This is a genomic window from Mycobacterium sp. 5-140-3-2, assembly GCF_035666375.1.
Classification (GTDB): Bacteria; Actinomycetota; Actinomycetes; order Mycobacteriales; family Mycobacteriaceae; genus Mycobacterium; species Mycobacterium intracellulare.
Genome location: NZ_CP142025.1, coordinates 272,195 through 289,021 on the forward strand (window position 1 = coordinate 272,195; position 16,827 = coordinate 289,021).

Genomic DNA, 16,827 nt, shown 5'->3' on the forward strand with positions numbered 1-16,827 from the left:
TCACCCGACGTCGATCACCACCTTGCCCAGCACCTTGCGGTCGGCGACGTGCCGCAGCGCGGCGGCGGTCTCGGACAGCGGGAATCGCGCGCCGATGTAGGGCCGGACCGTGCCGGCGGCGAACATCCGCGACAGCTCCTTGATGTCGCGGACGGCATTGTCGGGGTAATCGCTCATGAAGGTGCGGATCTCCATGCCCCGCACGCAGATGTCTTTGAGCAGAATGAGATTGAGCGGTATGGCCGGGATCGCGCCCGCCGCGTATCCCAGCGTGACGAAGGTGCCGCCACGCGCGAGCCCGCGCAGCGCCGGTTCCGAATACGATCCACCGACCGGGTCCAGGACGACCCGCGCGCTGTCGCCGGTGAGTTCACGGATCCGCGACTTCAGGTCCTCCCGGTCGTAGTCGACGGTCGCCTCGGCGCCGCGCTGCCGGCACAGCTCCAGCTTTTCCGGACTCGACGCCGCGGCCAGCACCCGCGCCTTCATCGCCACGGCCAGATCGACGGCGGCCAGGCCCACGCCGCCCGCGGCGCCGAGCACGACGACCCAATCTCCTTCCGCGACAGCGGCGGTCGAGCGCAGTGCGTGATAGGCGGTGCGGTAGGTCACCCCGAAGGCGGCGGCCGACGCGAAGTCGGCGTCGTCCGGAACTGGCTCGGCCTGGCTCGCATCGAGTAGCGCCAGCTCGGCGAACGCCCCGAAGGTGGTCCCGGACACGCGCTGTCCCGGACGGAACGGCGCACCCTCTCCGGCGGCGATGACTTCGCCGGCGATCTCGTTGCCGGGGATGAACGGCGGTGGGATCTTCACCTGGTACTTGCCGGCGATGAACAGCACGTCGGGGAAGTTGACCGCGGCCGCGCGCACCCGCACCAGCAGCTGGCCCGGCCCGGGGGCGGGGTCGGGCACCTCGTCGATCACCAGGTCCTCGGGCGTGCCGTAGGAACGGCAGATCACGGCGCGCATCAATTGGCCCCCAGTCCACGCAAACAGAACCGCACCACATGTGCGATGTCGTCGGGCCCCGGCTCCTCGGCCGAGCCCACGTAGCGGCGCAGGGTCGCCGCCGTGCAGCTGAACACCGCCTCAACGTCGCGTTCGACGTCGCTACTACCCAGCGCCGCAACGGGTTCGACGAGCAGCGCGCGAAGCGGCCGCATCATTTCCTGGTCGGCCGCGCGCCAACTCGTGCCGGCCGACATCTGTCCGGCCGCCGCTCGGGTCATGCTGATCAGATGCGGGTCGGCCACCTGCGCCAGCGTGCCCTCGATCCACCGCGCGACCTTGTCGCGGGGCTCGGACTCCTTGGCCATCTGATGTTCGAGGTAAGACACGACGATGGCCACCCCGCGTTCCATGACGGCCAGGATGAGATCGTCCTTGCCGGCGAAATAGCGGTAGAACGCCTTGTTCGACGAACCCGCCTCGGCGACGATGTCGCTGACCCGGGGCGGCTCGGGCGCCACGCGTTCCATGACGCGCACCGCCGCCGCCAGGATGCGTTCCACCTCCTCGGTGGCTTCCCGCTGGCGGTCGTCCAGCGCCCGCTCGACGGCCGCGGCGACCCGGTTAGAGGTCAACGAGGTCACCGTATTTGGAGCGGGCGGCTGCGCGCCGCACGTCGAGCATCTCGCTGGGCCAGTCGCCTTCTTCGGCCTCGTACCCCTTGAGCAGCATCCGCGCCAGGTTGACCTTGTGCGCCTCGGTAGGGCCGTCCGCCAGGCCGAGCGCGATGCCGCCGAGCAACACGTTGACCAGGGGCAGCTGGTCGGTGAGCCCCAGCGCGCCGTGCACCTGGATGGCGCGCAGGGCAATCGATTTGAGCACCTGGGAGGCCAGGATCTTGCAGGCGGCGATCTCCGCTCGCGCGCCGCGCTCGTCGCCCTGGTCGATCAGCCAGGCGGCGTGCAACACCGTCAGCCGGAACGGGATCAACTCGGTGTAGGAATCGGCGACGAACTCCTGCACGAGTTGCTTGTCGGCCAGCAGACTGCCTTGCGTGAAGCGGCTTTTCGCCCGCCGCGACATGATCTCGACAGCACGCTGGGCCATCCCGATGGACCGCATCGCGTGATGCAGCCTCCCGCCGGCCAGCCGGGTCTGCAGGATCAGGAAGCCCTGACCGGGCTCGCCCAGCAGGGCGTCGGCGGGCACGCGCACGTCGTTGTAGTGCACCAGGGAATGCCCGGGCTCGTGCGGATCCGCGCCGACCAGGTGGTGGTTGGCTTCCAGGACCAGTCCCTCGGTGCCGGCCGGGATCAGGAACGTCGATGCGCCGGTGTGCACCGGCACGTCGGGATCGGTGATCGCGACGACGATGAAGAAGGAGGCGACGGAGGCGTTGGAGGAGAAGTACTTCCGGCCGGTGATCACCCAGTCGTCACCGTCTCGGACCGCGCGGGTGGTGAAGACCCGCGGGTCGGCACCGCCTTGCGGCTCGGTCATCGAGAAGCAGGAGAAGATCTCACCCGACAGCAGCCCCGACAGGTAGCGGTCCTTCTGCTCCTGGGTTCCGAAGCGGGCGATGATTTCGGCGTTGCCGGTGTCGGGGGCCTGCGTTCCGAACACGATCGGGGCCCACGGGCTGCGGCCTAGGATCTCGTTGATCAACGTCAGCTTGACCGCGCCGAAGCCCTGCCCGCCGAGCTCGGGCCCCAGATGCGGCGCCCACAGACCCTTGTCGCGGACCTGCTGCTTGAGCGGGTCGACGATCTTGCGCCGCTCGTCGTTCAGCGGCAGGAATTCGCAGCCGGGGAACAACACCTCCAGCGGCTCCACTTCCTCGCGCACGAACTCGCGGATCCACTCCAGCTTCTTTTCGAATTCCGGTTCGGTGGAAAAGTCCCAAGACATCGAATGCTCCTACTCGTTCATTGGTGGCGACCCACTGCGCCCGGCCTCGCCGCGCTTGTGATCGCCACGTGTTAAGGAATGCCGCCGTCGGCGCGCAATATCGATCCGGTGGTGAAGCTCGAGGCGTCCGAGGCGAGAAACACCGCGGCACCGACGATTTCGCGCGGATCGCCGGCGCGCTCCAACGCGAGATGCCTGAAGGGCTTCTCCGTCGCCTGGTCGAGATTCCACGCCTTGCTCACGTCGGTGAGAAACGGCCCGGCCATCAGCGTGTTGACCCGCACCGCCGGGCCGAAACCCTTCGCCAGCGCCTCGGTCATGGCGTTGAGCCCGGCCTTGGACGCGGCGTAGGGAATGATGTCCGGCGTCGGACGCAGCGATCCGGCCGTGCTCACGTTGATGATCGACCCCCGGCCTGCCGCCACCATGCGCTCACCGACCAACGCGGACAAGCGGAATGGGCCCTTGAGATTCAGGTTGACCACGGCGTCGAACAGCTTCTCGGTCACGTCGGTGAGCTTGTCGTACAGCGGCGACATGCCCGCGTTGTTGATCAGCGTGTCGACCTTGCCGAACCGCTCGTAGGTCGCGTCGACCAACCCGTCGAGCTGGTCCCAGCGGCCCACGTGCACCTGATACGGCATCGCGGAACGGCCGGTCTCGGCCTCGATCTCCTTGGCCGTGGCGACACAGTTGTCGATGTTGCGGCTGGCGATCACCACGTCCGCGCCGCAGCGGGCCGCGCCGAACGCCATCTCACGTCCCAGCCCGCGGCTGCCACCGGTGATCAGGACGACCCGGCCGGTCAGATCGAAAAGCTGGTCGGCATAACCCATCTCAGCATCCCCTAGGTCGTCAGCGATCGGGCGAGGTCGGCCGCGGTGGCGATGAGCGAAAGGATCATCGGCCCGAACGCGTTGGTGATCTTGGGGTCGACCCCTCCTTTTTGGGGTCCGGTGCGCACGCCGGCCGCATACGTCTTCTCTAGCACGATGCCGAGCTTCCAGTTGGCCAGCACCAGGTAGTAGTCGATGTTCTCGGTCGACAACCCGCTGACGGTTTCGTAGTGCTCCAACAGCTCGCTGCGCGAGGGCATGCCGCGCATGTCGAGATAAAACCCGTCCTCGCGCGGGTTTTCACCGTCATAACCCAGCAGGCACCACGCCAGGTCGAGCAGCGGGTCGCCCACGGTCGTCATCTCCCAGTCCACGATCGCCGCCAGGCGGGCCGGCGAACCGTGGGCGAACATCACGTTGGCGAACTGGTAGTCGCCGTGCATGATGCCCGCCCGGTAATGCGCCGGGCGGTTGCGGCGCAACCAGTCCGAGGCCTCGTCGAGGCCCGGCAGCTCGCGCACCTTGTAAGCGTCGAGGAACGCCAGCCAGCGATCGACCTGCCGCTCGTGGAATCCGTCGGGGCGGCCGAAGCCCTCGAGCCCCTGCGCGCGCCAGTCCACCCGGCCCAACCTGGCGGCGCCCTCGACGAGTTGGAACGCCAGGCCGCGGCGGGCGGCGAGATCGGTGTCGAACGGCGGGGCCCAGCCGCCGTCCATCGGGCTCCACCCCTCGATCGCCTGCATGACGTAGAAGGGCATGCCGAGCACGTGGCCGGTGTCGTCGGCGGCGATCAGTGCCGCGTGCGGCACATCGGTACCGGACAGCGCCCGCACCAGCCGGATCTCGCGCAGCAGGCCGTCGATGCGCGCGGCGTCGGCCCGGGCGCCGGGCATCCGCAACACCATCCGCTGTCCGCCCCGCTCCACGAGATAGAGGGTGTTCTGCGAGCCGCCCTTCAGCTGGGTCAGCCGCGGCCGTTCGCCACCACCGGGTGCGTCGTTCGCGTCCAGCCAGCGGGCGAGGACGTCCGCATCCAGCCCCGATTCAGTCACGCGCTCGGCCATCGCTGCACACCCCAATCTCCGTAGGGAGAATAGCATTCTCCGCGGTGGCGGCTAGGCTTAGCCGGGTTTGTGAGCGCTCAGCAGGAAGCCGGGCGCCATGAAGTGGCCCTCGTCGTCGTGTTCGAGGTGTGCCAGCGAGCCGTCCGAAGACTCGTCCTTGCCGTAGACCTTGGCCACGCGGATGTCATCGACCCGCCACAGCGTCGAGACGGCGTCGTGCAACTCGGTTTCGGTGAAGCCCGGCGGGCCCGGCCGGTCCGGGTGGGCCTGGTCCAACGCCCCCGCGGCGAAGGCCAGGATGTACAACGCCGCCCCGGGCGCCGCGGCCCGAAAGATGGACTGCACGTAATTCTGGCGCCGTTCCGGCGCCAGCGCGTGGAAAAGGCCGCTGTCCAGGATGGTGGAGAAGCGGCCGTCATAGCCACGAAAGGTGGTGACGTCGGCCTGCGCGAAGCTCGCGGTGCTCAGACCCTGCTCGGCGGCCGCGGCGGCCGCCGCCTGGACCGCGGTCGCGCTCGCGTCGAGGCCGACGACGGTGTAGCCGCGCGCCGCGAGCGCCAGCGAAAGTGCGGCATGGCCGCAGCCGGAGTCCAGCACCTCGCTGCGGACAAGGCCCTGATCGATGAGGCGCGCCAGCTCCGGTTGGGGCCGGCCGATGCTCCACGGGGGCGGCGCCGCCTGCCGGTAGGCGGCGTCCCAATCCCGATCCGGTTGCGTCATAAAGAATCCTCCTGGGGATCGGCGGCACGGACGCGATGAGAAACTGGCGCTGCCACCTTCGAACGACAGGAAGAAATATGCAAGTGCTTCTGGTCCGGCACGCCCTGCCGCTGCGCAGCGAACACGGCCAAGGTTCCGATCCGGACCTGTCGGCGGAGGGGTTGGCCCAAATCGAGCGACTGCCCAAGGCGCTCGCCAGGTTTCCCATCTCGCGGGTGGTGAGCAGCCCGCAGCGCCGGGCCATCCAGACCGCCGAACCGGTCGCGGCGGATCGGGGGCTGACCGTCGAGATCGACGACCGCTTCGCCGAGTATGACCGCGACCTTCCGGTGTACATCCCCGTCGAGCAGATCCGCGCGGAGATGCCCGAGGAGTGGGCGCGCCTGGCCCAGGGGCATTTGCCCAGCGCGGTCGACGAGGATGCGTTTCGTGCCCGGGTGCGCGCCGCGGTCGACGGCCTCGTCGCGAGCGCCGAACCCGAAGACACCGTCGCGGTGTTCAGCCACGGCGGGGTGATCAACGTGCTGCTGCACGAGATCCTCGGGACGGCGCGACTGCTGTCCTTTCCCGTCGACTACGCGTCGGTTACGCGACTGTTGTTCTCCCGGTCCGGTCAGGCGACGGTCGCCGCGGTCAACACCACCGAGCACGTCTGGGATCTGTTGCCGCGAAACCAGCGGCTGCTCGACGATGACGCGAACCGCGGGACGGCCTGACCGGGACGCCGGCAAATCGCAGGTGGTGAACCGGGTCGTGGCCCGCGATGGTAGACAAGTTCGGTGACTTCAGCTGACCAACTCGAGGGGCTTGACCTGGCCTCGCTGGACTCCTACCTGCGTTCACTCGGGATCGGGCGCGACGGGGAGTTACGGGCGGAGTTCATTTCCGGTGGCCGCTCCAACCTGACGTTCCGCGTCTACGACGACGCGACCAGCTGGCTGGTGCGCCGACCGCCGCTGCACGGGTTGACGCCATCGGCCCACGACATGGCCCGCGAGTACCGGGTGGTCGCTGCGCTGCAGGACACGCCGGTTCCGGTGGCGCGCACGATCGGGCTGTGCGAAGGCGATTCGGTGCTGGGCGCCCCGTTCCAGATCGTCGAATTCGTTGCCGGCCAGGTGGTGCGCCGCCGCGCCCAACTCGAGTCGTTCAGCCACACCGTCATCGGCGGCTGCGTGGACTCGCTGATCCGGGTGCTCGTCGACCTCCACAATGTCGATCCCAACGCCGTCGGCCTGGCCGACTTCGGCAAGCCCAGCGGGTATCTGGAGCGACAGGTGCGGCGGTGGGGCTCGCAATGGGATCTGGTGCGGCTGCCCGAGGACCGTCGCGACTCCGATGTGCAGCGGCTGCATTCCGGTCTGGGCGAGGCGATTCCGCAGCAGAGCCGCACGTCGATCGTGCACGGCGACTACCGGATCGACAACACGATCCTGGATGCCGACGACCCGACAAAGGTTCGGGCCGTGGTGGACTGGGAGCTCTCGACACTGGGGGATCCGCTCTCCGACGCGGCCCTGATGTGCGTGTACCGCGACCCCGCGCTGGACCTGATCGTCAATGCGCAGGCCGCGTGGACCTCACCGCTGCTGCCGACGGCCGACGAGCTGGCCGACCGCTATTCGCTGGTGGCCGGTTTACCGCTGGCGCACTGGGAGTTCTACATGGCGCTGGCGTATTTCAAACTCGCGATCATCGCCGCCGGCATCGACTTCCGGCGCCGGATGTCGGATCAGGCTCGTGGCGCGGGCGACGCCGCCGAGCACACGCCCGAGGTGGTGGCGCCGCTGATCTCCCGCGGCCTGGCCGAACTGGCCAAGCTGCCCGGCTAGCGCGGTGGGGCCGTGTGGTGCTTTTTCGCCACGCGGCGCAGCTGCAAGATCCGAGCGGTGCCGACCGCCACCGTGATCAGACCGCCGACGACGGCGGCCAGCAAGATCGCCACACCCAGGGGCAGGGTCCAGTGCCAGCCCAAGAACCGAAAGTCCGTCGGCGCCGTGTTCTGGGTGATGAAAATCAGCAACAGAATCAGAATCACGAAGCCGGCGAACAGCGACGACCACAGCGCACCGGCGCGAGTGAACCCGATAGCGGGTTCCTTGGTGGATGCGCCGGTCTTGTCCCCGTGGGTGGGCTTGGGGGACGGCTGTCCGGGCGACGCAGGGTTGGGGCTGCTCATAATGTCATCTTTGCCCGATCCGGGCCAGAATGAAACCGATTCGGGCAACCGATCCTCGCAGGCCAGCGTGCGCCCGGTTGGGGCGTTAGGGTCGGCGGTATGACGCTAGCGCCGCGCCCGCACGGCGTGATCGTGCGCGCGGCAGCGCTGCTGACGGCGATGTGCGTTGTAGCGGCCTGCAGCAATTCCGACCCGCTGGGGGCGCAGGTCAAAAGCCCCTCGTCCATCGTTGTCGGTTCCGGGGACTTTCCGGAATCACAGATCATCGCCGAGATCTACGCACAAGCCCTGCAAGCCAACGGGTTTGACATCGGAAGGCGGATGGGGATCGGCAGCCGGGAGACGTATATCCCTGCGCTCAAGGACCATTCCATCGATCTGGTGCCCGAATACATCGGAAACCTGCTGCTGTATTTCGCCCCGGACTCGGAGGCGACCACTCTCGATGTCGTCGAGCTGGAGCTCCGCCGCCGCCTCCCGGGCGATTTGTCGATCCTGACGCCCGCGCCCGCGACCGACACCGACACCGTCACCGTGACCAGTCAAACGGCGAACGCGTGGAACCTGAAGACCATCGCCGACTTGGCCGCGCATTCGGCCGAGGTGCGATTCGGGGCGCCGTCGGCGTTCGCGACCAGGCCGGCCGGGCTGCCCGGCCTGCGACAGAAATACGGGCTCGACATCCGGCCGGGCAACTTCGTCGCCATCGACGACGGCGGCGGCGCGGTCACCGTGCGCGCCTTGCTCGACGGAAGGGTGAACGCCGCCAACGTTTTCACCACCTCACCGGCCATACCGCAGGGCCACCTGGTGGTGCTCGACGACCCGGAGCACAATTTCGTGGCGGGAAACATTGTGCCGCTGGTCAATTCGCAAAAGAACTCCGGCCTGCTCAAAGATGTACTGGACGCGGTGTCGGCGAAGCTGACGACCTCCGGGGTTGCCGGGCTCAACGCTGCGGTGTCGGGAAACTCGGGTATCGATCCCGACGAGGCGGCCCGAAACTGGATACGGGACAACGGCTTCAACCACCCGATCGGCGGATGACGTGATCACCTTCGATGAGGTCAGCAAGGTCTTCGGCGACGGGACCACCGCGGTGGACCGCCTCAACCTGGAGGTGCCCAGTGGAAAGCTGACCGTGTTCGTCGGGTCCTCCGGCAGCGGCAAGACGACGGCCCTGCGCATGATCAACCGGATGATCGAACCGACGTCGGGCACCATCGCGATCGACGGCGTCGACGTCGCCACCCGAGACCCGGTGAAACTGCGGCTCGGGATCGGCTACGTCATCCAGCACGCGGGCCTGATGCCCCACCAGCGGGTGATCGACAACGTGGCAACGGTTCCGGTGTTGCGGGGGCAGTCCCGCCGCGCCGCCCGCAAAGCGGGCTACGAGGTGCTCGAGCGGGTCGGGCTGGACGTCAAGCTCGCCCGCCGCTATCCCGCGCAGCTCTCGGGTGGTGAACAGCAACGGGTGGGCGTGGCGCGTGCCCTGGCCGCCGACCCGCCGATCCTGCTGATGGACGAGCCGTTCTCCGCGGTCGACCCGGTGGTCCGTCACGAGCTGCAGAACGAAATACTGCGCCTGCAAAGCGATCTGCACAAGACGATCGTTTTCGTCACGCACGACATCGACGAGGCGCTGCGGCTCGGCGAACGGGTGGCGGTGTTCAAGGGCGGATCGTTACAGCAGTACGACGAGCCGGCTCGGCTGCTGTCGCGACCCGCGAACGACTTCGTGTCGAGGTTCATCGGTCTGGGCCGCGGCTATCGCTGGCTGCAACGCCTCGACGCGGCCGGACTGCCGCTGCACGACGTCGCGCGGATCACGCCCGAGACGCTTTCCGGGGCAGGGCTTTCCGACGGCTGGGCGGTGGTGGTCGACGGCGGGGGAGCGCCGCTGGGCTGGATCGACGCCGAAGGCGCGCGGCGGCACCGCGACGGCGCACCGTTGTCGGACTGCATGAGCGGGGCGGGATCGCTGTTTCGGCCGCGGGGCAATCTGAGCCAGGCGCTCGACGCCGCGCTGTCGTCGCCGTCGGGGGTCGGCATCGCCGTCGACGACGGCGGCAAGGTGATCGGCGGGGTGCTGGCCGCCGACGTGCTGGCCGCGGTGGAATCCCAACGGGGGAACCGATAATGCACTATCTGCTCACCCATCTCGACGACGCGTGGTGGCTGACGATCGTGCACCTGCGGCTGTCGTTGGTGCCGGTGGTGATCGGGTTGGCGATCGCGCTGCCGCTGGGCCTGGCCGTGCAGCGCACGCGGATCGCCCGCACGCTCACGACCGCGGCCGCCAGCGTCGTGTTCACCATCCCGTCGCTGGCGCTGTTCGTGGTGTTGCCGATGATCATCGGAACGCGCATCCTCGACGAGGCGAACGTGATCGTCGCGCTGACCGCCTACACCGCCGCGCTGCTGGTGCGCGCGGTGCTCGAGGCGCTAGACGCGGTCCCCGCCCAGACCCGCGACGCCGCCGTCGCGGTCGGCTACCCGCCCATCACGCGGATCGTGAAAGTCGACCTCCCGCTTGCGGTTCCGGTCCTCATCGCCGGCCTGAGGGTAGTGGTGGTGACCAACATCGCGATGGTCTCGGTCGGCTCGGTCATCGGGATCGGCGGGCTGGGCAGCTGGTTCACGCAGGGGTATCAAACCGACAAGAGCGATCAGATCCTGGCGGGCATCATCGCGCTGTTCGCGCTGGCGGTCGTCATCGATGTGCTCATCGTGTGCGCCGGCCGGCTGGCCACACCCTGGGTCCGCGCCGTAGATACCGCCGGCCGCCGCTCGGTCGTCGCGCCCGTCGTGGGTGGCGCGCGATGAACTTCGTCGATCGGGCTATCTCGTATGTGTTGACCGTCGACAACTGGACCGGGCCGGTCGGACTCGCGGCCCGCATCCTCGAGCACCTCGAATACACCGCCATCGCGGTGGGCGCCTCGGCGCTGATCGCCGTTCCCGTCGGGCTCGTCATCGGGCACACCGGCCGCGGCACCCTGTTCGTGGTGGGCGCCGTCAACGGGCTGCGCTCCCTGCCGACGCTGGGCGTGCTGCTGTTCGGGACGCTGCTGTTCGGGTTGGGCCTGGGACCGTCGCTGGTGGCCCTGATGCTGCTGGGTGTGCCCGCGCTGCTGGCCGGCACGTACGCGGGGATCGCCAATGTCGACCCGACGGTCGTCGACGCCGCCCGGGCGATGGGCATGACCGAGGCCCAGGTGCTGCTGCGCGTCGAGGTGCCCAATGCGCTGCCGTTGATGCTCGGTGGGCTGCGCAACGCGACGCTGCAGGTGGTCGCCACCGCAACGGTGGCCGCCTATGCCAGCCTCGGCGGTTTGGGGCGATACCTGATCGATGGGATCAAGGAACGCGAGTTTCACCTGGCCCTGGTCGGGGCGCTGATGGTGGCCGCATTGGCGCTGGTGCTCGACGGACTGCTGGCGTTGCTGGTGTGGGCATCGGTGCCGGGCACCGGCCGCCTGCGACGCACTTACCGGACACTTCCGCAGCGGTTCGCGGGGACGTCTTACGGTAGATGAGTGAACGCAGCCCCCTCCGACCCGTCTCGCCGCGTTTGGCAGGCGATGCTCACCTGGCGCGCACAGGACGTCTCCCGGATGGAATCGGTACGACTCCAGGTGTCCGGCAAGAGAATCAAGGCCAACGGCCGCATCGTCGCGGCCGCCACCGAGGCCAACCCGGCGTTCGGCGCCTACTACGACCTGTTGACCGATGAAACCGGCGCCACCAAGCGGCTCGGGATGACCGTCACCCTGGCCGAGCGCGAACGCGTCTTCTCCTTCGCACGCGACGAAGAGAACATGTGGTTGGTCACCGACCATCAGGGCGAGCACCGCGCGGCCTACAACGGCGCCCTGGACGTCGACGTGGAGTTCAGCCCCTTCTTCAACGCGTTGCCGATCCGGCGGCTCGGCCTGCACGAGCAGGCGGCGTCGGTCACGCTGCCCGTCGTCTACGTCAACGTGCCCGAGATGTCCATCATCGCGGACACGGTGAGCTACAGCAGCGCGGGCAGTCGCGGCGAGATCAAGGTGCACACGCCGATCGCCGACACCACGGTGAGCGTCGACGACGAAGGATTCATCGTCGACTATCCAGGCTTGGCAGAGCGGATCTGATCACCGCGCCCGCGCGGCCCGCGGCGGCCAGTTCCTGGCGCCAGTTCTCCGCGCCCACGACGACGTGGAAGATGTCGCTGCGCGGGAAGCTGTCGTAACGCGTTCGCGCGGCGTGGCCGGCTTCGATGAGGTCGGCGACCGAGTTGTGGTGGGCCAGCGAATCGCGGGCGCGACTCAGCAGTTCGATGACGCGGTCGACCGCGGGCACCAGTTGGTCGCAGTTGCCCTCGCACATCGCCCGCACCAGATCCGGGGCGCTGGCCGCCACCCGGGTCCCGTCGCGGAATGACCCGGCGGCCAGCGCGAACGCCAACGGGACGTCCCCGGCGACGACCGCCAGCGCCTCGGCGAGCAGGTGGGGCAGATGCGAGATGGCGGCCGCGGCGGCGTCGTGTTCGTCGGATCTGGCGGGCACCACCACCGCGCCGCAGTCCAGCGCCAACGTCATCACCATCGACCAGACCGTCGGGTCGACATGGTCGTCGACGCTGACCACCCACGGCGCCCCGGCGAACAACCCGGCGTAGCCGGCGGTCCAACCCGAATGCGCGGTGCCCGCCATGGGGTGGCCCCCGACGAAGCGTTCCTGCAGACCCGCCGCGACGACCTCGTCGAGCACCGCCTTTTTGACGCTGGTGACGTCGGTCAACGGGCACGCCGGGGCCGTGTCCTTGATGTGCGCGAGCATGCCCGCCATCGCCGGCATCGGTACGGCGAGCACGATCAACGCGCCGGAGCCGGCGGCGCGGGTCAGGGTCTCGGTGAGCTCCGTGGAGGCGTCAAAGCCGTCGGCGGCCGCGGCCTGCGCGCCCTCCACGGAGCGGTTGTAGCCGAAGACTTCACGGCCCGCCGCCGTGGCGGCCCGCATGATCGAGCCACCGATCAGCCCCAGCCCGAGCACACACACCGGTGTCTTAGAAGGAGGGCTTGCCACATTCCAAGGTTGGCACATCCGTTCGGATAGGTCGCTGTCAGATGTCGCCGCTACCAGGCTCCATCTGGTCAGGGGCCTGGTCAGGGACTACCGTAAGCGGCCATGGGAGCACAACAACGGGCCTCCGCCCAGGGCCTGTCCGCAGATGTGCCGGACGGCTTCGGCGTCGCGGTCGTGCGTGAAGAGGGACAGTGGCGCTGTGCTCCAATGGCCCGCAAGTCGCTTACGAGCCTGGCGGCCGCCGAGACGGAGCTGCGTGAACTGCGCAGCGCCGGGGCTGTCTTCGGCCTGCTCGACGTCGATGACGAATTCTTCGTCATCGTGCGGCCCGCGCCGTCGGGGACGCGGCTGCTGCTCTCGGACGCCACCGCAGCGTTGGACTACGACATCGCCGCGGAAGTGCTCGACAAGCTCGACGCCGACATCGATCCCGACGACCTCGAGGATTCCGATCCCTTCGAAGAGGGCGACCTGGGGCTGCTGTCCGACATCGGGCTGCCCGAGGCGGTCTTGGGGGTCATCCTCGACGAGACCGACCTGTATGCCGACGAGCAGCTGGGCCGCATCGCCCGCGAGATGGGCTTCGCCGATCAGCTGTCGGCGGTGATCGACCGCCTCGGTCGGTGATCGCAAGCGCGGCGGAGCCGGGCGCAGCGGGTCGCCACCACTGATGGAGCCGGGCGCAGCGGGTCGCCGCCATCAGGATCGGTCGGTGATTCCTGACGAACAGCTGATCCGTTCCGCGCTGTCGGTCGCCGCGACGGCGGGTCCCCGCGATGTGCCCATCGGCGCGGTCGTGATCAGCGCCGACGGCACCGAGTTGGCCCGCGCCGTGAATGCCCGCGAGGCCCTGGGCGACCCGACCGCCCACGCCGAGATCCTCGCGCTGCGCGCGGCCGCCGAGGTGCTCGGCGACGGGTGGCGGCTCGAGGGCGCCACGTTGGCCGTGACTGTCGAACCGTGCACCATGTGCGCGGGTGCGCTGGTGCTGTCGCGCATCGGGCGGCTGGTGTTCGGCGCCTGGGAACCCAAGACGGGCGCGGTCGGATCGCTGTGGGACGTGGTCCGCGACCGGCGGCTCAATCACCGGCCGGAAGTGCGCGGCGGTGTCCTGGCACAGGAGTGCGCGGCGCCGCTGGAGGCGTTCTTCGCCCGCCAGCGATTGGGGTGAGAGGCATGCCGTTCGGTAAGCTGCTCGGCGGTGGCGTGTCCGAGCGGCCTAAGGAGCACGCCTCGAAAGCGTGTGACGGCTAAAACCGTCCGAGGGTTCAAATCCCTCCGCCACCGCCACAAACTACCGGCGCCCCGTCGCAGGTAGATCGTGCTCTCACGATGCACCGATCGTGCGCGCGCCGACCGGTCGCCACCCTCGTTGGCGCTCGATGGTTCGACCCACTAATTTTCCTGAGGTGACGTTCTCAGCTGCTCGTGCAGTCGCACGATGGATCACCCCGTTCCTGACGATCACCGCCGTCGCCGGCATCGGCCTTGTCTGCGACCCGGTGCCGGTCCGTCCCGCCCCGACGGTGCGTTTGGCCTCCGATGGCAACCCACTGGACGGGGCGCCGTTCTACGTCAACCCCACGTCGGCGGCCATGCGCGCCGCCCAGAGCGCCGATCCGCCGAGTGCCGAGTTGACCGCGATCGCCAATACGCCGCAGGCGTACTGGATCGTCCCGGGCGGTTCCGCAGCAACGGTCGGGAAGTACGTCGGCGACGCGGCCGCCGCCGGCGCCATCCCGGTGCTGGCGATCTACGGAATCCCCCATCGCGACTGCGGCAGCTTCGCCGCGGGCGGCATGGGGTCGGGCGCCGACTACCGGAGCTGGATCGATGGGATCGCCGGCGGCGTGGGCACCTCGCGGGTGGCGATCATCGTCGAGCCCGATGCGCTCGCCATGGCCGACTGCCTCTCGGGTGATCAGCGCCAAGAACGGTTCGATCTGGTTCATTACGCCGTCGACACGCTGACGAAGGATCCGAACGCGGCCGTGTACATCGATGCGGGTCACCTGCGTTGGCACAGTGCCGAGGACATGGCCGCCAGGCTGAATCAGGCCGGCGTCGGTCACGCGCGGGGCTTCAGCGTCAACACCGCGAACTTCTTCACCACCGAGGACGAAATCGGTTACGGCGAAGCGATTTCGGGACTCACCAACGGTTCGCACTACGTGATCGACACGTCGCGCAACGGTGCCGGACCGGCGCCTGATTCCGAGCTCAACTGGTGCAATCCCAGCGGCCGAGCGTTGGGCACCCCGCCCACCGCCTCGACCGCGGGTGCGCACGCCGACGCCTACCTGTGGATCAAACGTCCCGGCGAATCCGACGGGACGTGCGGCAAGGGTGATCCGCCGGCGGGCCACTTCGTGAATCAGTACGCCATCGATCTGGCCCACAACACCGGCCACTAGCAGGACCTTTGGCTTAGCCTCGCCGTCGGCGGCTGCCGAACGGATCTGTTATTCGCGACCGCCGATGGTTGCAAGTGGGTAACATTTTGTTATCTGAAACAGATAAAGCCAGTATGCGGTACGAGGCAAACATGACGAGGAAAGTTGCGTTCTACGCAATCTTCTCGATCTGCACTGCCTTCATTACTGTTTCCGGTGCAGACGGGTTCGTTGCGCACGCCGACGATGCGGGGAGCGCGGTGTACAGCGGCGTCAACCAGCTTCGCCAGGGATGCGGACCGATCACCGACGACCCGCGTCTGACGGAAGCCGCCCAGCGGCATGCCGACGACATGCTGCGCAGCGGGGTCAGCGGACACATCGGCTCGGACGGCTCGTCGCCGCAGGCACGGATCGCGCAGGCGGGCTATCGGAGCCGCTCCACGGGTGAAATCGTCTTCTGGGGCACCGGATCCGCCGCGAATCCCCGTGAGGCCCTGGACATGTGGATGCAAAGTCCCCCGCACCGGGCGATCATCCTGAATTGCGCATTCAACGCAGGCGGCTTCGCCACCGCACGGGACGGCAACAAAATGACCGTCGTCGGCGACTTCGCGGCTTCGTAAACCCTTTTGGGTCAAGCGGTTTCGGATCGCCGCCGTGGGCAAACCGGTTTAGTTGTGCCCTAAAAAGCCACGCTGCCAGAGGGTTTGAGCACAAATCCGTGCTCGCCGCTGCTGGTGTCCAGGCAGGCGACGAGGCGGTCAGGACCCACTACGCACGTCGCGTCGCGGAAGTTCACCTTCTGTCCGATGTTTAACAATGTCCCGTGGGTATACGGCACACCACATTTGTTACCTGTCATGCTGATCGCATATGTGCGTGCTGATCGTACGCCCGTTGCTTTGCCGACCATGCAGGGATTCGCGTCCGGCATGTCCCCTAGGCAATTGATGTCTTGCGATTGCCACACCGGTACGGGCTCGCCGGCCTCAAACCAACATTGGATGTTGTAAGGGGTCGAAAAGTAGGCGTACCGCAATCCTTTCGGCGGAATTTCGATGTAGTTATCGATTGATACCGGGGTGAACTCGTCGAGCTTAGGGAAGCCGGGCGGCTGTGCGACGGCGTGTTGCGACGGCGACGTACAGGACACGGACACCAAGACGAAGATTAAGGCAAACGATCGAGTAGTCAGGCGTGCGACGGTAGGCATTCGAAACCTCCTCCGAATCATGGTCGGACGCTGAAGCGGTCGCCTACCGCCTGATTGACAGTCACACGTGAGGCAGCCAACCAGAACCATGTGGCGACAGGACGAAGCCACGGCCTTGGGGGTCTTTGCATGCGGTCGTGCCTGAGTTATCGACCCCGCAAATGATGCCGTCGACGGTGATGGAATGCAGTGGGGGCAACGTCTTGAGTGGATGGCCATAGACCTGGCCGTTAGGCGCGATCGGGTCGCCGGATTGAGCCAGTCCAGAGGCGGTCCCAATCGCGTTCACCGTGCCGGCCCCGCTGGCTGGCGGGACCGCGGGAAAATTATTGCCTGTGCATTGTGCTTCCCCGGAGAAGAAATCGCACGTGATTCCATCCGGGGTAAGGAAATAGACCATGTTGAGCGGTGCACGCCCCGTGTTGGGAAGCCCAATCGTGTAGTCCGCAACCGTCACGGGTGAATACCCGCTGATGTCCGGAAATGC

Annotated in this window: 20 protein-coding genes and 1 tRNA gene; 12 read left to right on the top strand and 9 right to left on the bottom strand. The window is 67.8% G+C overall.

The annotated features are described in order from the left end of the window. From P6281_RS01340 to P6281_RS01365, 6 genes are all read right to left on the bottom strand, one after another. Positions 1–969 carry an NADPH:quinone oxidoreductase family protein gene (locus P6281_RS01340; protein ID WP_014383653.1) on the bottom strand — a complete coding sequence of 323 codons (969 nt, stop codon included), beginning with the start codon at positions 967–969 and terminating at the stop codon, positions 1–3. Beyond that, positions 969–1,592, bottom strand: coding sequence for a TetR/AcrR family transcriptional regulator (locus tag P6281_RS01345; protein WP_014383654.1), 624 nt, complete (start codon positions 1,590–1,592; stop codon positions 969–971). Before P6281_RS01345 ends, P6281_RS01340 begins: the two co-directional genes overlap by 1 nt. After that, on the bottom strand, positions 1,573–2,856 hold the full coding sequence (locus P6281_RS01350) for an acyl-CoA dehydrogenase family protein (protein ID WP_014381635.1): 1,284 nt from the start codon (positions 2,854–2,856) through the stop codon (positions 1,573–1,575). Before P6281_RS01350 ends, P6281_RS01345 begins: the two co-directional genes overlap by 20 nt. Positions 2,857–2,927: 71 nt before the next feature. Further along, positions 2,928–3,692, bottom strand: coding sequence for an SDR family NAD(P)-dependent oxidoreductase (locus tag P6281_RS01355; protein ID WP_014381636.1), 765 nt, complete (start codon positions 3,690–3,692; stop codon positions 2,928–2,930). An 11-nt stretch (positions 3,693–3,703) separates the two neighbouring features. After that, a complete protein-coding gene (locus P6281_RS01360) occupies positions 3,704–4,756 on the bottom strand; it encodes a phosphotransferase family protein (protein WP_201358629.1) in 1,053 nt (350 codons plus the stop codon). A 57-nt stretch (positions 4,757–4,813) separates the two neighbouring features. Beyond that, positions 4,814–5,476, bottom strand: a complete 663-nt coding sequence (locus tag P6281_RS01365; protein ID WP_201358630.1) for a class I SAM-dependent methyltransferase — start codon at positions 5,474–5,476, stop codon at positions 4,814–4,816. Between the two features lie 77 nt (positions 5,477–5,553). On the opposite strand from P6281_RS01365, the gene P6281_RS01370 reads away from it, so the two are divergent. After that, entirely contained in the window at positions 5,554–6,192 is a 639-nt protein-coding gene (locus tag P6281_RS01370; protein WP_014381638.1) for a histidine phosphatase family protein, read from the top strand. Positions 6,193–6,255: 63 nt separating this feature from the next. Then, positions 6,256–7,308: a phosphotransferase family protein gene (locus tag P6281_RS01375; protein WP_014381639.1), complete on the top strand. Its 1,053-nt coding sequence runs from the start codon at positions 6,256–6,258 to the stop codon at positions 7,306–7,308. On the opposite strand, the gene P6281_RS01380 is transcribed toward P6281_RS01375, so the two are convergent. Then, positions 7,305–7,655, bottom strand: a complete 351-nt coding sequence (locus P6281_RS01380; RefSeq protein ID WP_008263131.1) for a LapA family protein — start codon at positions 7,653–7,655, stop codon at positions 7,305–7,307. The two genes, P6281_RS01375 and P6281_RS01380, sit on opposite strands and share 4 nt — an antisense overlap. A 99-nt stretch (positions 7,656–7,754) precedes the next feature. On the opposite strand from P6281_RS01380, the gene P6281_RS01385 reads away from it, so the two are divergent. Genes P6281_RS01385 through P6281_RS01405 form a run of 5 tightly spaced genes read left to right on the top strand, consistent with a single transcriptional unit; the run spans position 7,755 to position 11,797 of the window. Further along, positions 7,755–8,702 (top strand): ABC transporter substrate-binding protein, encoded by a 948-nt coding sequence (locus P6281_RS01385; protein ID WP_014383657.1) that lies wholly within the window; start codon positions 7,755–7,757, stop codon positions 8,700–8,702. Between the two features lies 1 nt (position 8,703). Next, positions 8,704–9,798 (top strand): ABC transporter ATP-binding protein, encoded by a 1,095-nt coding sequence (locus tag P6281_RS01390; protein WP_014378880.1) that lies wholly within the window; start codon positions 8,704–8,706, stop codon positions 9,796–9,798. Then, on the top strand, positions 9,798–10,484 hold the full coding sequence (locus P6281_RS01395) for an ABC transporter permease (protein WP_008263134.1): 687 nt from the start codon (positions 9,798–9,800) through the stop codon (positions 10,482–10,484). The genes P6281_RS01390 and P6281_RS01395 overlap by 1 nt, the downstream gene beginning before the upstream one ends. Beyond that, on the top strand, positions 10,481–11,197 hold the full coding sequence (locus P6281_RS01400; RefSeq protein WP_009956728.1) for an ABC transporter permease: 717 nt from the start codon (positions 10,481–10,483) through the stop codon (positions 11,195–11,197). Before P6281_RS01395 ends, P6281_RS01400 begins: the two co-directional genes overlap by 4 nt. Continuing rightward, positions 11,198–11,797: a putative glycolipid-binding domain-containing protein gene (locus P6281_RS01405; RefSeq protein ID WP_008263137.1), complete on the top strand. Its 600-nt coding sequence runs from the start codon at positions 11,198–11,200 to the stop codon at positions 11,795–11,797. On the opposite strand, the gene P6281_RS01410 is transcribed toward P6281_RS01405, so the two are convergent. Beyond that, on the bottom strand, positions 11,760–12,704 hold the full coding sequence (locus tag P6281_RS01410) for a prephenate dehydrogenase (protein ID WP_162130203.1): 945 nt from the start codon (positions 12,702–12,704) through the stop codon (positions 11,760–11,762). The genes P6281_RS01405 and P6281_RS01410 overlap by 38 nt on opposite strands. A 129-nt stretch (positions 12,705–12,833) precedes the next feature. On the opposite strand from P6281_RS01410, the gene P6281_RS01415 reads away from it, so the two are divergent. The 5 genes from P6281_RS01415 to P6281_RS01435 all read left to right on the top strand — a co-directional run bounded on the left by P6281_RS01415 (position 12,834) and on the right by P6281_RS01435 (position 15,750). Beyond that, on the top strand, positions 12,834–13,358 hold the full coding sequence (locus P6281_RS01415) for a tRNA adenosine deaminase-associated protein (protein ID WP_026071065.1): 525 nt from the start codon (positions 12,834–12,836) through the stop codon (positions 13,356–13,358). Between the two features lie 85 nt (positions 13,359–13,443). Next, complete coding sequence (locus P6281_RS01420; RefSeq protein WP_008263147.1) at positions 13,444–13,902, top strand: nucleoside deaminase; 459 nt, start codon at positions 13,444–13,446, stop codon at positions 13,900–13,902. A 29-nt stretch (positions 13,903–13,931) separates the two neighbouring features. After that, positions 13,932–14,021 (top strand) — tRNA-Ser (locus P6281_RS01425). A 119-nt stretch (positions 14,022–14,140) separates the two neighbouring features. Then, positions 14,141–15,145 (top strand): glycoside hydrolase family 6 protein, encoded by a 1,005-nt coding sequence (locus P6281_RS01430; RefSeq protein ID WP_014378884.1) that lies wholly within the window; start codon positions 14,141–14,143, stop codon positions 15,143–15,145. Between the two features lie 131 nt (positions 15,146–15,276). Next, positions 15,277–15,750: a CAP domain-containing protein gene (locus tag P6281_RS01435; protein ID WP_026071064.1), complete on the top strand. Its 474-nt coding sequence runs from the start codon at positions 15,277–15,279 to the stop codon at positions 15,748–15,750. A gap of 59 nt (positions 15,751–15,809) precedes the next feature. On the opposite strand, the gene P6281_RS01440 is transcribed toward P6281_RS01435, so the two are convergent. Beyond that, the gene (locus P6281_RS01440) at positions 15,810–16,340 is read right to left on the bottom strand and encodes a hypothetical protein (protein WP_324738587.1); all 531 of its coding nucleotides are present in this window, start codon (positions 16,338–16,340) and stop codon (positions 15,810–15,812) included. Positions 16,341–16,827: the final 487 nt, after the last annotated feature.

What these genes read in the sequence shown, in the direction of transcription:
- P6281_RS01400 (WP_009956728.1), top strand. Translation starts at nt 10,481, where the DNA reads ATGAACTTCGTCGATCGGGCTATCTCGTATGTGTTGACCGTCGACAAC.
- P6281_RS01415 (WP_026071065.1), top strand. Translation starts at nt 12,834, where the DNA reads ATGGGAGCACAACAACGGGCCTCCGCCCAGGGCCTGTCCGCAGATGTG.
- P6281_RS01360 (WP_201358629.1), bottom strand. Translation starts at nt 4,756, where the DNA reads ATGGCCGAGCGCGTGACTGAATCGGGGCTGGATGCGGACGTCCTCGCC.
- P6281_RS01350 (WP_014381635.1), bottom strand. Translation starts at nt 2,856, where the DNA reads ATGTCTTGGGACTTTTCCACCGAACCGGAATTCGAAAAGAAGCTGGAG.
- P6281_RS01355 (WP_014381636.1), bottom strand. Translation starts at nt 3,692, where the DNA reads ATGGGTTATGCCGACCAGCTTTTCGATCTGACCGGCCGGGTCGTCCTG.
- P6281_RS01365 (WP_201358630.1), bottom strand. Translation starts at nt 5,476, where the DNA reads ATGACGCAACCGGATCGGGATTGGGACGCCGCCTACCGGCAGGCGGCG.
- P6281_RS01385 (WP_014383657.1), top strand. Translation starts at nt 7,755, where the DNA reads ATGACGCTAGCGCCGCGCCCGCACGGCGTGATCGTGCGCGCGGCAGCG.
- P6281_RS01370 (WP_014381638.1), top strand. Translation starts at nt 5,554, where the DNA reads ATGCAAGTGCTTCTGGTCCGGCACGCCCTGCCGCTGCGCAGCGAACAC.
- P6281_RS01380 (WP_008263131.1), bottom strand. Translation starts at nt 7,655, where the DNA reads ATGAGCAGCCCCAACCCTGCGTCGCCCGGACAGCCGTCCCCCAAGCCC.
- P6281_RS01435 (WP_026071064.1), top strand. Translation starts at nt 15,277, where the DNA reads ATGACGAGGAAAGTTGCGTTCTACGCAATCTTCTCGATCTGCACTGCC.
- P6281_RS01395 (WP_008263134.1), top strand. Translation starts at nt 9,798, where the DNA reads ATGCACTATCTGCTCACCCATCTCGACGACGCGTGGTGGCTGACGATC.
- P6281_RS01440 (WP_324738587.1), bottom strand. Translation starts at nt 16,340, where the DNA reads ATGCCTACCGTCGCACGCCTGACTACTCGATCGTTTGCCTTAATCTTC.
- P6281_RS01340 (WP_014383653.1), bottom strand. Translation starts at nt 969, where the DNA reads ATGCGCGCCGTGATCTGCCGTTCCTACGGCACGCCCGAGGACCTGGTG.